Annotated in this window: 14 protein-coding genes; 9 read left to right on the top strand and 5 right to left on the bottom strand. The window is 68.6% G+C overall.

The window, feature by feature from the left end; all coding sequences use genetic code 11:
* Positions 1 to 8 precede the first annotated feature (8 nt).
* The gene (locus FHP08_RS01645; protein ID WP_147702556.1) at positions 9 to 389 is read left to right on the top strand and encodes a DnaJ family domain-containing protein; all 381 of its coding nucleotides are present in this window, start codon (positions 9 to 11) and stop codon (positions 387 to 389) included.
* Positions 386 to 925 carry a peptide-methionine (S)-S-oxide reductase MsrA gene (gene msrA, locus FHP08_RS01640; protein ID WP_147702555.1) on the top strand — a complete coding sequence of 180 codons (540 nt, stop codon included), beginning with the start codon at positions 386 to 388 and terminating at the stop codon, positions 923 to 925. Before FHP08_RS01645 ends, msrA begins: the two co-directional genes overlap by 4 nt.
* A 19-nt stretch (positions 926 to 944) precedes the next feature.
* On the opposite strand, the gene FHP08_RS01635 is transcribed toward msrA, so the two are convergent.
* A complete protein-coding gene (locus FHP08_RS01635) occupies positions 945 to 1,946 on the bottom strand; it encodes a Bug family tripartite tricarboxylate transporter substrate binding protein (RefSeq protein ID WP_147702554.1) in 1,002 nt (333 codons plus the stop codon).
* A gap of 123 nt (positions 1,947 to 2,069) precedes the next feature.
* Here FHP08_RS01635 and FHP08_RS01630 point away from each other — a divergent pair, with 123 nt between their 5' ends.
* From FHP08_RS01630 to FHP08_RS01620, 3 genes are read left to right on the top strand one after another with little or no spacing between them, the layout of a single operon-like run.
* A complete protein-coding gene (locus FHP08_RS01630) occupies positions 2,070 to 2,681 on the top strand; it encodes a LemA family protein (protein ID WP_147702553.1) in 612 nt (203 codons plus the stop codon).
* Entirely contained in the window at positions 2,678 to 3,655 is a 978-nt protein-coding gene (locus FHP08_RS18715) for a TPM domain-containing protein (protein ID WP_147702552.1), read from the top strand. The genes FHP08_RS01630 and FHP08_RS18715 overlap by 4 nt, the downstream gene beginning before the upstream one ends.
* Positions 3,655 to 4,164, top strand: a complete 510-nt coding sequence (locus FHP08_RS01620; protein WP_147702551.1) for a TPM domain-containing protein — start codon at positions 3,655 to 3,657, stop codon at positions 4,162 to 4,164. Before FHP08_RS18715 ends, FHP08_RS01620 begins: the two co-directional genes overlap by 1 nt.
* 42 nt (positions 4,165 to 4,206) lie before the next feature.
* Here the strand turns inward: FHP08_RS01620 and FHP08_RS01615 are convergent, their stop codons facing one another.
* Both FHP08_RS01615 and FHP08_RS01610 read right to left on the bottom strand, forming a co-directional pair.
* On the bottom strand, positions 4,207 to 5,646 hold the full coding sequence (locus tag FHP08_RS01615; protein ID WP_187272123.1) for an amidase: 1,440 nt from the start codon (positions 5,644 to 5,646) through the stop codon (positions 4,207 to 4,209).
* Positions 5,647 to 5,695: 49 nt separating this feature from the next.
* The gene (locus FHP08_RS01610) at positions 5,696 to 6,085 is read right to left on the bottom strand and encodes a hypothetical protein (protein ID WP_147702549.1); all 390 of its coding nucleotides are present in this window, start codon (positions 6,083 to 6,085) and stop codon (positions 5,696 to 5,698) included.
* 179 nt (positions 6,086 to 6,264) lie between these two features.
* Between FHP08_RS01610 and FHP08_RS01605 the strand changes: the two genes are divergently transcribed.
* Both FHP08_RS01605 and FHP08_RS01600 read left to right on the top strand, forming a co-directional pair.
* Positions 6,265 to 6,651: a DUF2237 family protein gene (locus FHP08_RS01605; RefSeq protein ID WP_147702548.1), complete on the top strand. Its 387-nt coding sequence runs from the start codon at positions 6,265 to 6,267 to the stop codon at positions 6,649 to 6,651.
* Positions 6,648 to 7,298, top strand: coding sequence for an MBL fold metallo-hydrolase (locus FHP08_RS01600; RefSeq protein ID WP_147702547.1), 651 nt, complete (start codon positions 6,648 to 6,650; stop codon positions 7,296 to 7,298). Before FHP08_RS01605 ends, FHP08_RS01600 begins: the two co-directional genes overlap by 4 nt.
* Here FHP08_RS01600 and FHP08_RS01595 read toward each other — a convergent pair.
* Positions 7,295 to 9,076, bottom strand: coding sequence for a glutamine--tRNA ligase/YqeY domain fusion protein (locus tag FHP08_RS01595; protein ID WP_147702546.1), 1,782 nt, complete (start codon positions 9,074 to 9,076; stop codon positions 7,295 to 7,297). The genes FHP08_RS01600 and FHP08_RS01595 overlap by 4 nt on opposite strands.
* 155 nt (positions 9,077 to 9,231) lie before the next feature.
* On the opposite strand from FHP08_RS01595, the gene FHP08_RS01590 reads away from it, so the two are divergent.
* Both FHP08_RS01590 and FHP08_RS01585 read left to right on the top strand, forming a co-directional pair.
* Positions 9,232 to 10,419, top strand: coding sequence for an FtsX-like permease family protein (locus FHP08_RS01590; protein WP_187272122.1), 1,188 nt, complete (start codon positions 9,232 to 9,234; stop codon positions 10,417 to 10,419).
* Positions 10,420 to 10,460: 41 nt separating this feature from the next.
* Positions 10,461 to 11,687 (top strand): ABC transporter permease, encoded by a 1,227-nt coding sequence (locus FHP08_RS01585; RefSeq protein ID WP_147702544.1) that lies wholly within the window; start codon positions 10,461 to 10,463, stop codon positions 11,685 to 11,687.
* Between the two features lie 115 nt (positions 11,688 to 11,802).
* On the opposite strand, the gene pepA is transcribed toward FHP08_RS01585, so the two are convergent.
* Complete coding sequence (gene pepA, locus FHP08_RS01580) at positions 11,803 to 12,615, bottom strand: flocculation-associated PEP-CTERM protein PepA (protein WP_187272121.1); 813 nt, start codon at positions 12,613 to 12,615, stop codon at positions 11,803 to 11,805.
* Positions 12,616 to 12,675: the final 60 nt, after the last annotated feature.

The raw sequence follows: 12,675 nt of genomic DNA, 5'->3' as shown, positions 1-12,675 counted from the left end.
TTCATCGGATGTTCGCCGCATTCAACGAACTCATCGAACGACGCATCGACGAGGCGCGCCGCCAGGGCGCCTTCGACGACCTGCCGGGCGCGGGCAAGCCGATGGACCTCGACGACGACCGGCTGGTGCCGGAGGAGTTGCGGGTGGCCTTCCGCATCCTGAAGAACGCAGGCTACGTGCCGCCCGAGGTCGAGGCGCTGCTCGATCTCGATTCGATGCTGCGGGTGGCGGTCGACGCGCCCGAGGATTCGCCGGAGGCGAAGCGGGCGGGCCGCAGGCTGCTCGCGCTGTCCATTGCGCTCGAGGCGCGCGGGGCGGCGCTGACCACCGGCGCGGCGCTCGAATATCGGCGGGCGCTCCTCGAACGTTTCGACAGGGAGAAGGCATGAACCGGCAGGTTGCGATCCTGGCAGGCGGATGCTTCTGGTGCACCGAGGCGGTGTTCCTCGAGGTCGACGGCGTGCTGTCCGTCGAATCGGGGTATTGCGGCGGCCAGACCTCCGACCCCGGCTACGAAGAGGTCTGCGGCGGGCGTACCGGCCACGCCGAGGCGGTGCGCATCGAGTTCGACGCCGACCGGATCGGCTACCAGGACCTGCTTGGCATCTTCTTCGGCACCCACGATCCGACGACCCTGAACTGGCAGGGCAACGACGTGGGCACCCAGTACCGCTCGGCGATCTTCCCGCTCGACGAGGCCCAGCGCGCGCAGGCCGAGGTCTTCGTCGCGAAGCTCCAGGCCGACCGCGTGTTCGACGCGCCGATCGTGACCACGATCGAGCCGCCCGGCACCTGGTACGCCGCCGAGGCCTACCACCAGCGCTTCTTCGAGCGCAATCCCTGGCAGGGCTACTGCATGGCGGTGGTGGCGCCGAAGGTGGCCAAGTTCCGGCGCGCCTTCGCGGCGCGTCTCAGGAAGCGCTGAGCGCGGGCGCGAGTCTTCTTCAGTCCGGCTTGATCCCCAGCCGACGGACCACCGGCAGCCACTTGGCCGACTCGGTGCGCATCATCTCGGCCAGCAGCTCGGGCCGGCCGCCGATGACGTCCATGCCGCCGCCGGCGAGCTTCTCGCGCACCGCGGGCTCGGCGAGCACCGCGTCGATCGCCGCATTGAGCTTCCCGACGATCTCGGCGGGCGTGCCGGCCGGCGCCACGATCGCGTTCCACAGCGGCGCGTCGACCTGGGGCACGCCCTGCTCGGCGAAGGTCGGCACCTCGGGCAGGCGCGGCGAGCGCTTCTTCTCGGCGAGCGCGAGCACCCGCAGGCGGCCGGCCGACACCGGACCCTGCACGTTCACGTAGGCGGTGAACAGCGCGTCGACGTCACCGGCGATCAGGCCCTGCGTGGCCGCCGGCCCGCCGTTGTAGGGAATGTGGACGATGAACAGCCCCGCTGCGCTCTTGAACAGCTCCATGGTCAGGTGCGAGGCGCTGGCATTGCCCACCGACGCGTAGTTGGCCTTGCCGGGCGCGGCCTTCACGCCGGCCACGAATTCGCGCAGCGTGCGGGCCGGATGGGCGGCATTGACGACCAGCACGTGGGGCTGCGACACGGTGGCGATGATCGGCGCGAAGCTCTCCAGCGGCTTGTAGGGCAGCCTGGGGAAGACGTGCTCGGCGGTGGCCAGCGGGCCATTGAAGCCCACGAACAAACTGTGCCCGTCGGGGGCGGAGCGGGCCACGTCGGCCGCGGCGATGGTGCCCCCGGCCCCCGGTTTGTTCTCGACCAGCACGGTGGCGCCGCCGAGCTTGCCGCGCAGGCCCTCGGCGATCAGCCGCGCGGCCACGTCGACCGAGCTGCCGGGCGGCGTGGGGACCACGAGGCGGATCGGCCGGCTGGGCCAGGCCTGCGCGAACGCGCGCGCGGGCGACAGGGACAGGGTGGCGGGCAGGACAGCGGCGGCGAGGCCGGCCAGCGCGCGGCGACGGGAGGCTTGGGTGTTCATCGTTGGGCGCGGGTATCCGGAAGGCGCACTGGGCGGAAGACATGCCTGGGAGACGAAGCATGGTACTTCAGCAGTACTTCAGCACGGCTGCGCTAGACTGGACCGAAACCAAGGAGCTGGCACATGAACCGAATCGCGAAATGGCTGCTGGCCGTCGTCGCCGCGGCAACGCTGAGCGGCTGCGGCTACAACTCGATCCAGCAGGCCGAGGAAGCCACCAAGTCGGCCTGGTCCGAGGTGCTCAACCAGTACCAGCGCCGGGCCGACCTGATCCCCAACCTGGTGAACACGGTCAAGGGCTTCGCCGAGCAGGAGCGCGAGGTGCTGATCGCGGTCACCGAGGCGCGCTCGCGGGTGGGCCAGGTGCGCGTCGACCCGGGCGATCCGGCCTCGCTGCAGCAGTTCGAGGCGGCCCAGCGCGACATGGGCAGCGCGCTGTCCCGCCTGCTGGTGGTGGCCGAGAACTATCCGCAGCTGAAGTCCGACGCCAACTTCCGCGATCTTCAGACCCAGCTCGAGGGCACCGAGAACCGGATCACCGTCGCGCGGCGCCGCTACATCGAGTCGGTCGAGCAGTTCAACGTGCTGGTGCGCCAGTTCCCGGTGAACCTGACCGCGATGGTCTTCGGCTACAAGCCGAAGCCGCAGTTCGCGGTCGAGAACGAGCGCGAGCTCTCGAAGCCGCCCACGGTGGACTTCGGCCGCGGCACGCCGGCGCCTGCCGGAGCGAAGTGAAGCCCGACGCAAGGACCGGATCGAGGGCCGCAGCGCGGTCCTGGGCCGCCTTTGCGGCGCTGTTCTCGCTCGTCCTTGCGCTGCTGCTGGCGCCGCTCACCGGCGCCGCGCAGTCCGGCCTGCAGCCGGTGCCACCGCTGCAAACCCGTGTCACCGACCTGACCGGCACGCTCGACGCCGCCGCCCGCGCGCGGATCGAGTCGCGCCTGCAGGCTTTCGAGCAGCGCAAGGGCAGCCAGCTGGCGGTACTGATGGTGGGCAGCACGGCGCCCGAGCCGATCGAGGATTTCTCGATCCGGGTCGCCGAGGCCTGGAAGATCGGCCGCGGCCGGGTCGACGGGCAGCGGGTCGACGACGGCGTGCTGCTGGTGGTGGCCAAGGACGATCGGCGCCTGAGGATCGAGGTCGGCTACGGGCTCGAGGGCGCGATCCCCGATGCCCGGGCCAGGCAGGTGATCGAGAACATCATCACGCCGCGCTTCCGCCAGGGCGACTTCGCGGGCGGCGTCGAGGCCGGCGTCGATGCGCTGATGAAGCTCATCGACGGCGAGGAACTCCCCGCGCCTGCGCGCGGTCAGGCGCCGGCGGCTGGCGCGGGCGACTCGGGCGTGGACTGGGTGAGCGTGCTGCTGTTGGCCTTCTTCGCGGGACTCATCCTGCGGCAGATCTTCGGCCGGGTGCTCGGCTCCTCGGCCGGCGCGCTGTTCGGTGGCGCCAGCGCCTGGGTGTTCGGGGCCGGACTGCCGTTGGCGATCGGCGCCGGCTTGCTGATGTTTCTCGTGCTGCTCGTGATGGGCGTGGGCGCCGGCATGGGCAGGGTGGGTCCGCACACCTGGCGTTCCGGTCCCGGCGGCTTTCCGGGGGGCATCGGGGGCGGAGGCGGCTTCCCGCGCGGCGGTGGCGGCTTCGGTGGCGGAGGCTTTCGCGGGGGCGGCGGCGGCTTCGGCGGCGGCGGCGCCTCGGGGGGGTGGTGATGAAGCGCGGGCTCGCCAGGATCTGGGCGCACCTCGCCTGCGACGCGCGGGACGTGCGCCGGCTTTTTCCCGACGAGAGCCTGCGTCGGATCGAGCAAGCGGTGAGCGAGGGCGAGCGCGGCCATTGCGCCGAGATCCGCATCGCGATCGAGGCCTCGCTGCCCTGGCACCGGGTGGCACGCGGTGTCATGCCGCGCGAGCGTGCGCTGGAGGTCTTTTCCGAACTGCGTGTCTGGGACACCGAGGCCAACAACGGCGTGCTGGTCTACCTGATGGTGGCGGACCAAGCAATCGAGATCGTGGCCGATCGGGCTGCGCTCGCGGCGCTCGGCGCGCCCGAGCTGCAGCAGGTCTGCGACCGGCTGGGCGAGGGGCTTGGCGCCGGCCGCGGCGAGCAGGGCCTGCTGGACGCGATCGCTCGCCTCAACCAGGACCTGGCCGAGGCCTTCCCCCTGGTGTCCCCGGAGACGGACGAGAACGAGTTGCCGAATAGGCCGGCGATTCTCTGAGAACCGCCGGCGATTCTCCGGGAAGGCCCCGCGATCCTCTGATCAGCCCGCCAGCAGCGCTTCGATCCGCTCGCCCACATCGAGCAGCGCTTCGTCGCGCCCGTAGTGACCGACCAACTGCAGACCGACCGGCAGCGGCACGCCGAGCGGATCGGCCGGGTCGGGTTCGAAACCGGCCGGGAGCGACAGGCCGGGGTGCCCGCTCACCGTGATCCAGTAGCAGCTCTTGACCCAGTCGATGTAGGTGGCGAGCGGCTTGCCGTCGATCTCGGTGGGGAAGGGAATCTCGTGCGCGAAGGGCAGCACCTGCACCGTGGGCAGCAGCCAGGCGTCGAAGCCGCCCAGGAACGCGGCCACGCGCGCGAAGATCCGTGTGCGGGTGACGGCGGCCGCGGCGAGCCGCTCGGGCGTGAGCGCCAGCCCTTGTTCGATGTTCCAGGCGACCGTGTCCTTCATCTTCGCGCGGTCGGTGCGGTACAGCTCGCCCAGGTTTTCCACGAAGTACTGGGCGCGCAACACCTGGAAGCAGTCGTCGGCGTCGGCCATGTCGGGAAAGGCTTCGACCAGCTCGATGCCCCTGGCGCCGGCCCGGGTGCGCAGCGTGTCGATCGCGCGCTGCAGGGCGCGGCGCACCGGGGCAGCCACCGGCATCGCGCCGCCGGCGTCGATCGAGTAGGCCAGGCGCAGCGGGCGATCGGCTGCGGCGCGCCTGCGCGCGGCAGCCTCGGCGTCGATCGCTGCCAGCCAGTCGGCCATCGGGCGGGCGGGCATCGGCGCGTGGATCGCGCGGTTGATCCAGCGCAGGTCGGCCACCCGCGGCGCCATCGAGCCCACGGTGTTCATCGTGTTGAAGCCGTTGGCGTCGGGCATCAGCGCCGGGTTCGAGATCGTCGACGGGCGCAGCCCGACCACCCCGCAGAAGGCCGCCGGGTTGCGCAGGCTGGCGCCCAGGTCCGAGCCGTCGGCCACCACGGCCATGCCGGAGGCGACTGCCGCGGCCCCGCCGCCCGAGGAACCGCCGGAGGTACGGCGCGGATCGTGCGGATTGCAGGTGGTGCCCAGCACCGGGTTGAAGGTCTGGCCGCCCGCAGCGAACTCGGGCGTGTTCGACTTGGCGATCAGGATCGCGCCGGCGTCGAGCACCCGCTGCACGATCGCGTCGTTCCGATCGGGCACGTGGTCGGCGAAGATCGGCGAGCCGAAGGTGGTGCGGATGCCGGCCGTGCGGTGCATGTCCTTGGCCGCGTAGGGCAGCCCGGCCAGCGCGCCCACCGGCTCGCCGGCGCGGATCGCGCGGCCCGCCCGCTCGGCGGCTTCGAGCGCGCGCTCGCGCGGCACCCGGGTGGGCAGCGCGTTGATCTGGCCGTCGAGCCGGTCGATCGTGTCGAAGCAGTCGCGCATCAGGCCTTCGGGCGTGCGCGCGCCGGCGTGGAAGTCGCGCAGCAGGTCGGCGACCGGGGGAAGCGGCTTGGGCTGGGTCATGGAGCGGTCCGTGGTCGATGGGGATCGACGCGGGGCCGCCGTGCCCGGGTCAGCCGGGAACGCGCAGCAGCCTGCGGCAGGCCCTCGCGTCGACGCCCAGCCCGTATCCGAAGGCCAGGGCGTCGGCCGAATCATACAGACGGCCCTTGCGCTCCGCGGGCGGGCAGGCCGCGAGTTCGGCGCGGTAGGCCTCGATTTCGGTACGCAGCCGATATTTCGGATCGGCCAGGTAGCGCACCAGATGGATCACCGCGCCGCCTCGCCAGAACTGCTTGCAATGCTCGAGCTCGTGGACCAGCGTGGGCCAGTCGTCGTGATAGCCGTGGCGCACCAGCACCAGCGGTCCCAGGCTGATGCCGACCACGCGCCCGGGCAGCCGGCGCACCACGATGACCGGGACCGGCACCACCCGCCATATCGAATGAATTCTTATCTTCATCGACGGGCATCGAAGCAACATTCGGGCCCGGGAACTGGGTGTCATGCGCATCAATGGTTTGCGAAACCTCGGGGATGGCGCCGCCGGACCGGCGTCAAGAAATCCGACAGGAAATCGGTCACTCGGATCGTGTCCGCAGGCCGATGGTATAAGAGCTGCGTCGACAATCCCAGACACGCATGGACACTCCCTCGACGGCCCGAAACGTGCTCGGCGGCCCGCTGCTGGCCTGCTCCTACGACCCGCTGACCGGCTTCACCCGCAGCGGCTGCTGCGAGACCGGTCCCGACGATGCCGGCCGGCACGTGGTCTGCGCGCGGGTCACCGCCGAATTCCTGGCGTTCTCGATGTCGCGCGGCAACGACCTGTCCACGCCGCGCCCGGAATGGCGTTTTCGCGGGCTGAAGCCGGGTGACCGCTGGTGCCTGTGCGCCGCGCGCTGGCTGGAGGCCCACCGGTCAGGCGTGGCACCGCCGGTGGTGCTCGAGGCCACCCACGAGGCGGCCCTGGAAATCATCCCGAAGGACCTGCTGCTCGCCGCCGGCCAGACCGGCCCCGTCCGATGAAACTGCTGATCGTCCCCGTCACCCCCTTCATGCAGAACTGCTCGCTGCTGGTCTGCGAGGAAACGAATCGCGCCGCCGCCTTCGACCCGGGCGGCGACCTCGACCGGATCGACGAGGCGCTGAAGGGCACCGGCGCCACGCTCGAGAAGGTGTTCCTCACCCACGGCCACATCGACCACTGCGGCCAGTCGGCCGAGTTCGCGAAGCGCCACGGCGTGCCGCTCGAAGGCCCGCAGCGCGAGGACGCGTTCTGGATCGACCAGTTGCCCGAGCAAGGCAAGCGCTTCGGCTTCGCCCGGCTCGACGCGTTCACGCCGGATCGCTGGCTCGAGGACGGCGACACCGTCGAGTTCGGCGCGCAGACGCTGAAGGTGTTCCATTGCCCGGGCCACACGCCCGGCCACGTGGTCTTCTTCCACGAGGCCGCTCGGCTGGCCATCGTGGGCGACGTGCTGTTCCAGGGATCCATCGGCCGCACCGACTTTCCGCGCGGCGACCATGCCACGCTGATCCGCTCGATCACCACCAAGCTCTGGCCGCTGGGGAACGACGTGTCCTTCGTTCCTGGGCACGGGCCGATGTCGACCTTCGGAGACGAGCGGGCGGGGAATCCGTTCGTGGGGGATGCGGTGCTGGGGCGCCGCTAGCGCCTCCCCCCGCCCCAGGAGTCCTTCAGCGTCACCGCCCGGTTGAACACCGGCGCGCCCGGCTTCGAGTCGACCCGGTCGGCCACGAAGTAGCCGTGCCGCTCGAACTGGAAGCGGTCGTCGGGCAGCGCGGCGGCCAGCGTCGGTTCGAGCTTGGCGCGGATCACCTTCTTCGAGTCCGGGTTCAGCGAGGCCAGGTGGTCGGTATCGCCGGCGCCGGGGTGCGGGTCCTTGTAGAGGCGGTCGTAGAGCCGCACCTCGGCGTCGAGCGCATGCGCGGCCGACGCCCAGTGCAGGTTGCCCTTGACCTTGTAGGCATCGGCGCCCGGGGTGCCGGACTTCGAGTCGTCGAAATACGTAGCGTGCACCGCGATCACGTTCCCGTCGGCGTCCTTTTCGCAGCCGGTGCACTCGATCACATAGCCGTAGCGCAGCCGCACCCGGTTGCCCGGGAACAGCCGGAAGAAGCCCTTGGGTGGCGTCTCGGCGAAGTCCTCGCGCTCGATCCACAACTCGCGCGAGATCGGGAAGACCCGCTTGCCGCGCTCGGGCTGCTGCGGGTGGGCCGGCGCCTCGCAGTCCTCGACCTTTCCCTCGGGCCAGTTGGTGATGACGAGCTTGAGCGGGTCCAGCACCGCCACCGCGCGGGCCGCCTTGGCCTCCAGGTCGTCGCGCAGCGCCAGCTCCAGCGTGCCCATGTCCACCCAGGAGTCCGCCTTGGCCACGCCGATCCGGTCGCAGAAGAGGCGAATGGACTCGGGCGTGTAGCCGCGCCGGCGCAGGCCCACGATGGTGGTCATGCGCGGGTCGTCCCAGCCGTCGACGTGGCCGCCGCGGATCAGCTCCTGCAGCTTCCGCTTGCTGGTGATCGTGTAGGTCAGGTTCAGCCGGGCGAACTCGATCTGCTGCGGCAGCGGCTTGTCGAAAAACTTGCCTTCAGCCAGGCGCTCGAGCAGCCAGTCGTAGAGCGGCCGGTGGTCCTGGAACTCCAGCGTGCACAGGGAGTGCGTGATGTTCTCGAGCGCATCCTCGATCGGGTGCGCGTAGTCGTACATCGGGTAGATGCACCACTTGTCGCCGGTCCGGTGGTGGCTTGCGACGCGGATCCGGTACAGCGCCGGGTCGCGCATGTTCATGTTCGGCGAAGCCATGTCGATCTTCGCGCGCAGCACGTGCGAGCCCTCGGCGTGCTTGCCGTCGCGCATTTCGCGGAACAGCCGCAGGTTCTCCTCTGGGGAACGGTCGCGGAACGGCGAATTGCGGCCAGCTTCGGTCAAAGTGCCGCGATTGGCTCGCATCTCCTCGGTATTCTGCGAGTCCACGTAGGCGTGGCCGGCCAGGACCAGCCACTCCGCCATCGCGTAGAAGTGGTCGAAGTAGTCGCTCGCGAAGTAGAGGTTGTCCTCCTGCGAGTCCTTCCACGAGAAGCCCAGCCAGCGGACCGAATCCAGGATCGAGTCGACGTACTCCTGCTCCTCCTTCTCCGGATTCGTGTCGTCGAAGCGCATGTGGCAGCGCCCGGCATAGTCCAGGGCGAGGCCGAAGTTCAGGCAGATCGACTTGGCGTGGCCGATGTGCAGGTAGCCGTTGGGCTCGGGGGGGAAGCGGGTGCGGATCTTTGCGGGGTCGAGCGGCGCGGCTCGGTGCGCCTGGGCGACGTCGGGGTGGCCGGCCCAGCGGCGGGGGGCGTACTTGCCGTTGGCAAGGTGCTCGTCGATGGCCGACCGGATGAAGTTCGTCGGCGCCGGAAGGGCCTGGCTATCGTACTTGTCGCGCATCGTGGAGGTCGGCGGGCGGATCGGTTTGGTCGCGAACCTTGCATTGTACGAAATGCCGCATCGGGAGCGCGCGTGCACCTCTTGCAATCCGGCTGGAGTAACCTTCGACCGGACAACCGACGAAGGTCATGGATCGATACCTCACGAGACTCCGGATGGCCTTGGCCTTCCTGCGCGAGCCTCAGCGTGTGCTGATGGTATGCCTGACCGTGGCCTTGGGAACGATTGCGCTGATCCTCGCCGACGGTTTCATAGACCGGACGATGTTCGTCTTCCGCGAGGACATCATTCGTGCGCACTTCGCGCATATTCAAGTGCTACCCGCGGAGGCCGACGGGCGAATCGGCACGGAGGCGCGCGGTGGCGACACCAGGAGCTTGTTGGAGCGGGAACTCGCGTCTGATCCGGGCGCGGTCGTGGCCGCACGCCTGTCCTTTGCCGGCCTGGTGTCCTTCGGTGAACGTACCGTCGGATTTGTCGGCGAGGGCGTCGAGCCGGACAAGGAGGTGGCGCTCTCGAAGGCCGTCAGGCTCAGTTCCGGTTCGCAGATAACAGGAAGCGGGAACGAAGTTTTGCTTGGCGAGGGGCTCGCCCGCAGCATCGGCGCGAGCGTCGGCGATCGTATTACGCTGTTGACGAACGTTCGCGGTGGAGGCGTCAATGCCATCGAAGCTGTCGTCGTCGGTTTGTTTCACACCGCGACGAAGGCCTATGACGATCGGGCGCTGCGATTGTCGATCGCAGCCGCGCAGCAACTCACTCGCAGCAGCGGAGTCTCCAGGCTGATGATCCTGCTCTCCGATACCGACGCCGCTGCCGCGACTGCGCTGCGCCTGCGCGAGGTACTGACGGGCGAGGGCGTGCAGGTCAAGGTCTGGAGCGAACTCGCTGACTTCTACAACAAGACGGTCGACCTTTTCAGCCGCCAGTTGAGCTTCGTGCGCACGGTGATCCTCGCGATCGTGCTGCTCGCGGCCTCCAACGCCATGGCGCGAAACGTGCTCGAGCAGCAGCGCGAGATCGGGACCATGATGGCACTGGGGGCGCGGCGCGCGACCGTCGCCGGAAAGTTCGTCGCCGAGGCACTGGCGATGGGCGTGGTCGGTGGCCTTGTCGGTGTCGTCGTCGGTGGGGCGATTGCCCGAGCGGTGACCTGGATCGGCATTCCGATGCCGCCGCCACCCGGCAACGCGCACGGTTTCGTCGGGGGGGTCAGCTTCTCGCTCGCTACCGCTTCGTTGGCATTCCTGTCCATCGTGGCGATCTGCGTGATCGCGGCACTGTTGCCGGCGCTGCGTGCGTCGCGGGCGAATATCGTCGACGCATTGCGCGCCGATCGCTGAATCCCTTCCCCGTCGGTCCCCGCTACCGCAAACCTGCCCAGATGCCTTTCAACGCACTCCTACGGATCGCCTTGCGGAACCTCATGCGCCAGGTGCGGCACAGCGCCTTCGCGCTGGCGGCCATCGTGTTCGGGGTTGCCGGGCTTGCCCTGGCGGATGGCTTCATCCGCGACGTCTTCTTCCAACTCGGCGAGGCGACTGTCAGGGGGCAGCTCGGCCACCTCCAGGTCGCCCGGCCGGGATTCAGGGAGAGCGGAGCTGGCCGGCCGGAAGCGTTCGTCATCGAGCGAACCGAGGCGATACGCAGCGCATTGCGAGGCGATTCCCGCATCGAGTCGGTGGCCGGGAGGCTTCAGGTTTCGGGCGTGATCAATGTCGAGAACCGCGAGTTGCCGGTCGAGGTGGAAGGCGTCGAGCCGACGCCCGAAGCGGTCGACGGCACCTACTTGACGCTGCTGGACGGTGTCGGCCTGGATCGAGGCGGAGCGCATGCCGCCCTGCTCGGCGAAGGAGTTGCCCGACACCTGGGCGTGCGCCGCGGCGACTACGTCACGCTGACCAGCGCCACGGTCGACGGGTCGATGAACGCGGTGGAACTCGAGGTGGCGGGCGTCTTCCGGACCTTCTCGAAGGAATTCGACGATCGCACCATCAGGATTCCGCTCGCCGACGCGCAGGAGTTGGTCCAGGTAGCCGGCGTCAACACAATCGTGATCCACCTGCGCCGAACCGACGATACCGGCGCGGTGCTGGCCGATCTGGTCGGACGCTCGCAGCTCCGGGGCCTCGACCTGCAGCCCTGGTACATCCTGTCCGACTTCTACGCAAGCACTCGGGAGCTGTATGCCCGCCAGTTCGGGATCCTCCGGCTCATTGCCCTGGTGCTCATCGCGATGAGCGTACTGACGAGCACCAACATCACGGTGTTCGAGCGCACTGCCGAGTTCGGCACGATGCGCGCGCTCGGCGCGGAATCGCGCACCGTGGTGAAGCTGCTCGCACTCGAGTCCGCCGCTCTTGGGTTCGCGGGCGCCTTGCTCGGGGTGGCCGTAGCCATCGTTGCCGGAATGCTGATCTCCTGGATAGGCATCCCGATGCCGCCGCCGCCGAATGCTGAGGCGGGATTCACGGCGAGAGTGCTCTTGTCGCCTGTAGCGTTGCTCGGTGCGGCGGGAGTGGGTGTCGCTTCCTCGGTGATCGGGGGATGCCTACCTTCGTTCCGGGCGGCACGATTACCCATTGTTTATGCATTGGGCAAACGGGTTTGAGGTTTGAGATTCCGAAATGTAGGTCCTGGAAACAAAAAAAGCTCCCGAGGGAGCTTCTTTCGTCAGGCGAGCCGCCTGCCGTTGCGTGATCGCCGACAGGCGGCCGTAGCGCGTCTTAACCGCGCCGGCGCCGCACCGTGGCGCCGAGGCCCAGAAGGCCAAGCCCCAGAAGGGTCATGCTGGCAGGTTCAGGCACGCTGTAGAAACCAGCGGAGCCATCGCCTTGCGCAAGGCCGGTGTAGTTGCCGGCGGTGAGCACGGGCGTAAAACTCTCGTTCTCGCCAGTCACAACGACGTTGAGGTAGAAGTTGATCGGATCGATGAAGTAGCTCTCACCGAGGGCGGAGAGCAGCAGATCACCGTAGTTGATCACATACGATCCGCCGGACGCTGCCTGGTTGCCAACGAGAGGCACGTTGGCTTGCGAGCCCCCGAGCACTTGGCTGGACGAAGCAAGGATGCCGTCATTGCCCGAAACGTCGTTAACACTCGGCGTGCCGCCTGCGACCACAGAGAGCACAGTGTCCTGCGTGGGGTCTGCATAGAGGGCAACGCTGCCGCTTGTGAACGTGGCCAGCGCGGTGGTGCCGACGAAACTGATCGTGCCGCTCACCGAAAAGAGGCCATACATCCCGTAGCCGCTGGCTTCGGGGGAGTTCAGGTAACTAGACTGGGCAGTATTTCCCAGAACCAGCCCGGTGGCGTCAAACCAGCCCGTTTCCGTGAAGGAGGTGACTCCCGTACCGGCATCCAGCACCTGGACGATCGAGGCCTCGTAACGGATGGTGATCTGATCCGCAGTGACCTGATTCGAAGGAGTGCCAGAAATGGCGCTTTCCTCCACCGTGAACTGCTGCAGCACGGCCCCTTGTGCTGCCACGGCAACCGTGCTCAGCCCCAAGGCCGCAACCAATGCTTTGAGCTTCATCTGATACTCCTTGTTTTCATGAGGCCACAATGCCATGTAGCGCTCGGGTATAAGCAATTG

The organism is Zeimonas arvi (assembly GCF_008039575.1).
Classification (GTDB): Bacteria; Pseudomonadota; Gammaproteobacteria; order Burkholderiales; family Burkholderiaceae_E; genus Zeimonas; species Zeimonas arvi.
This window is presented reverse-complemented; position numbering and strand designations above follow the sequence as displayed.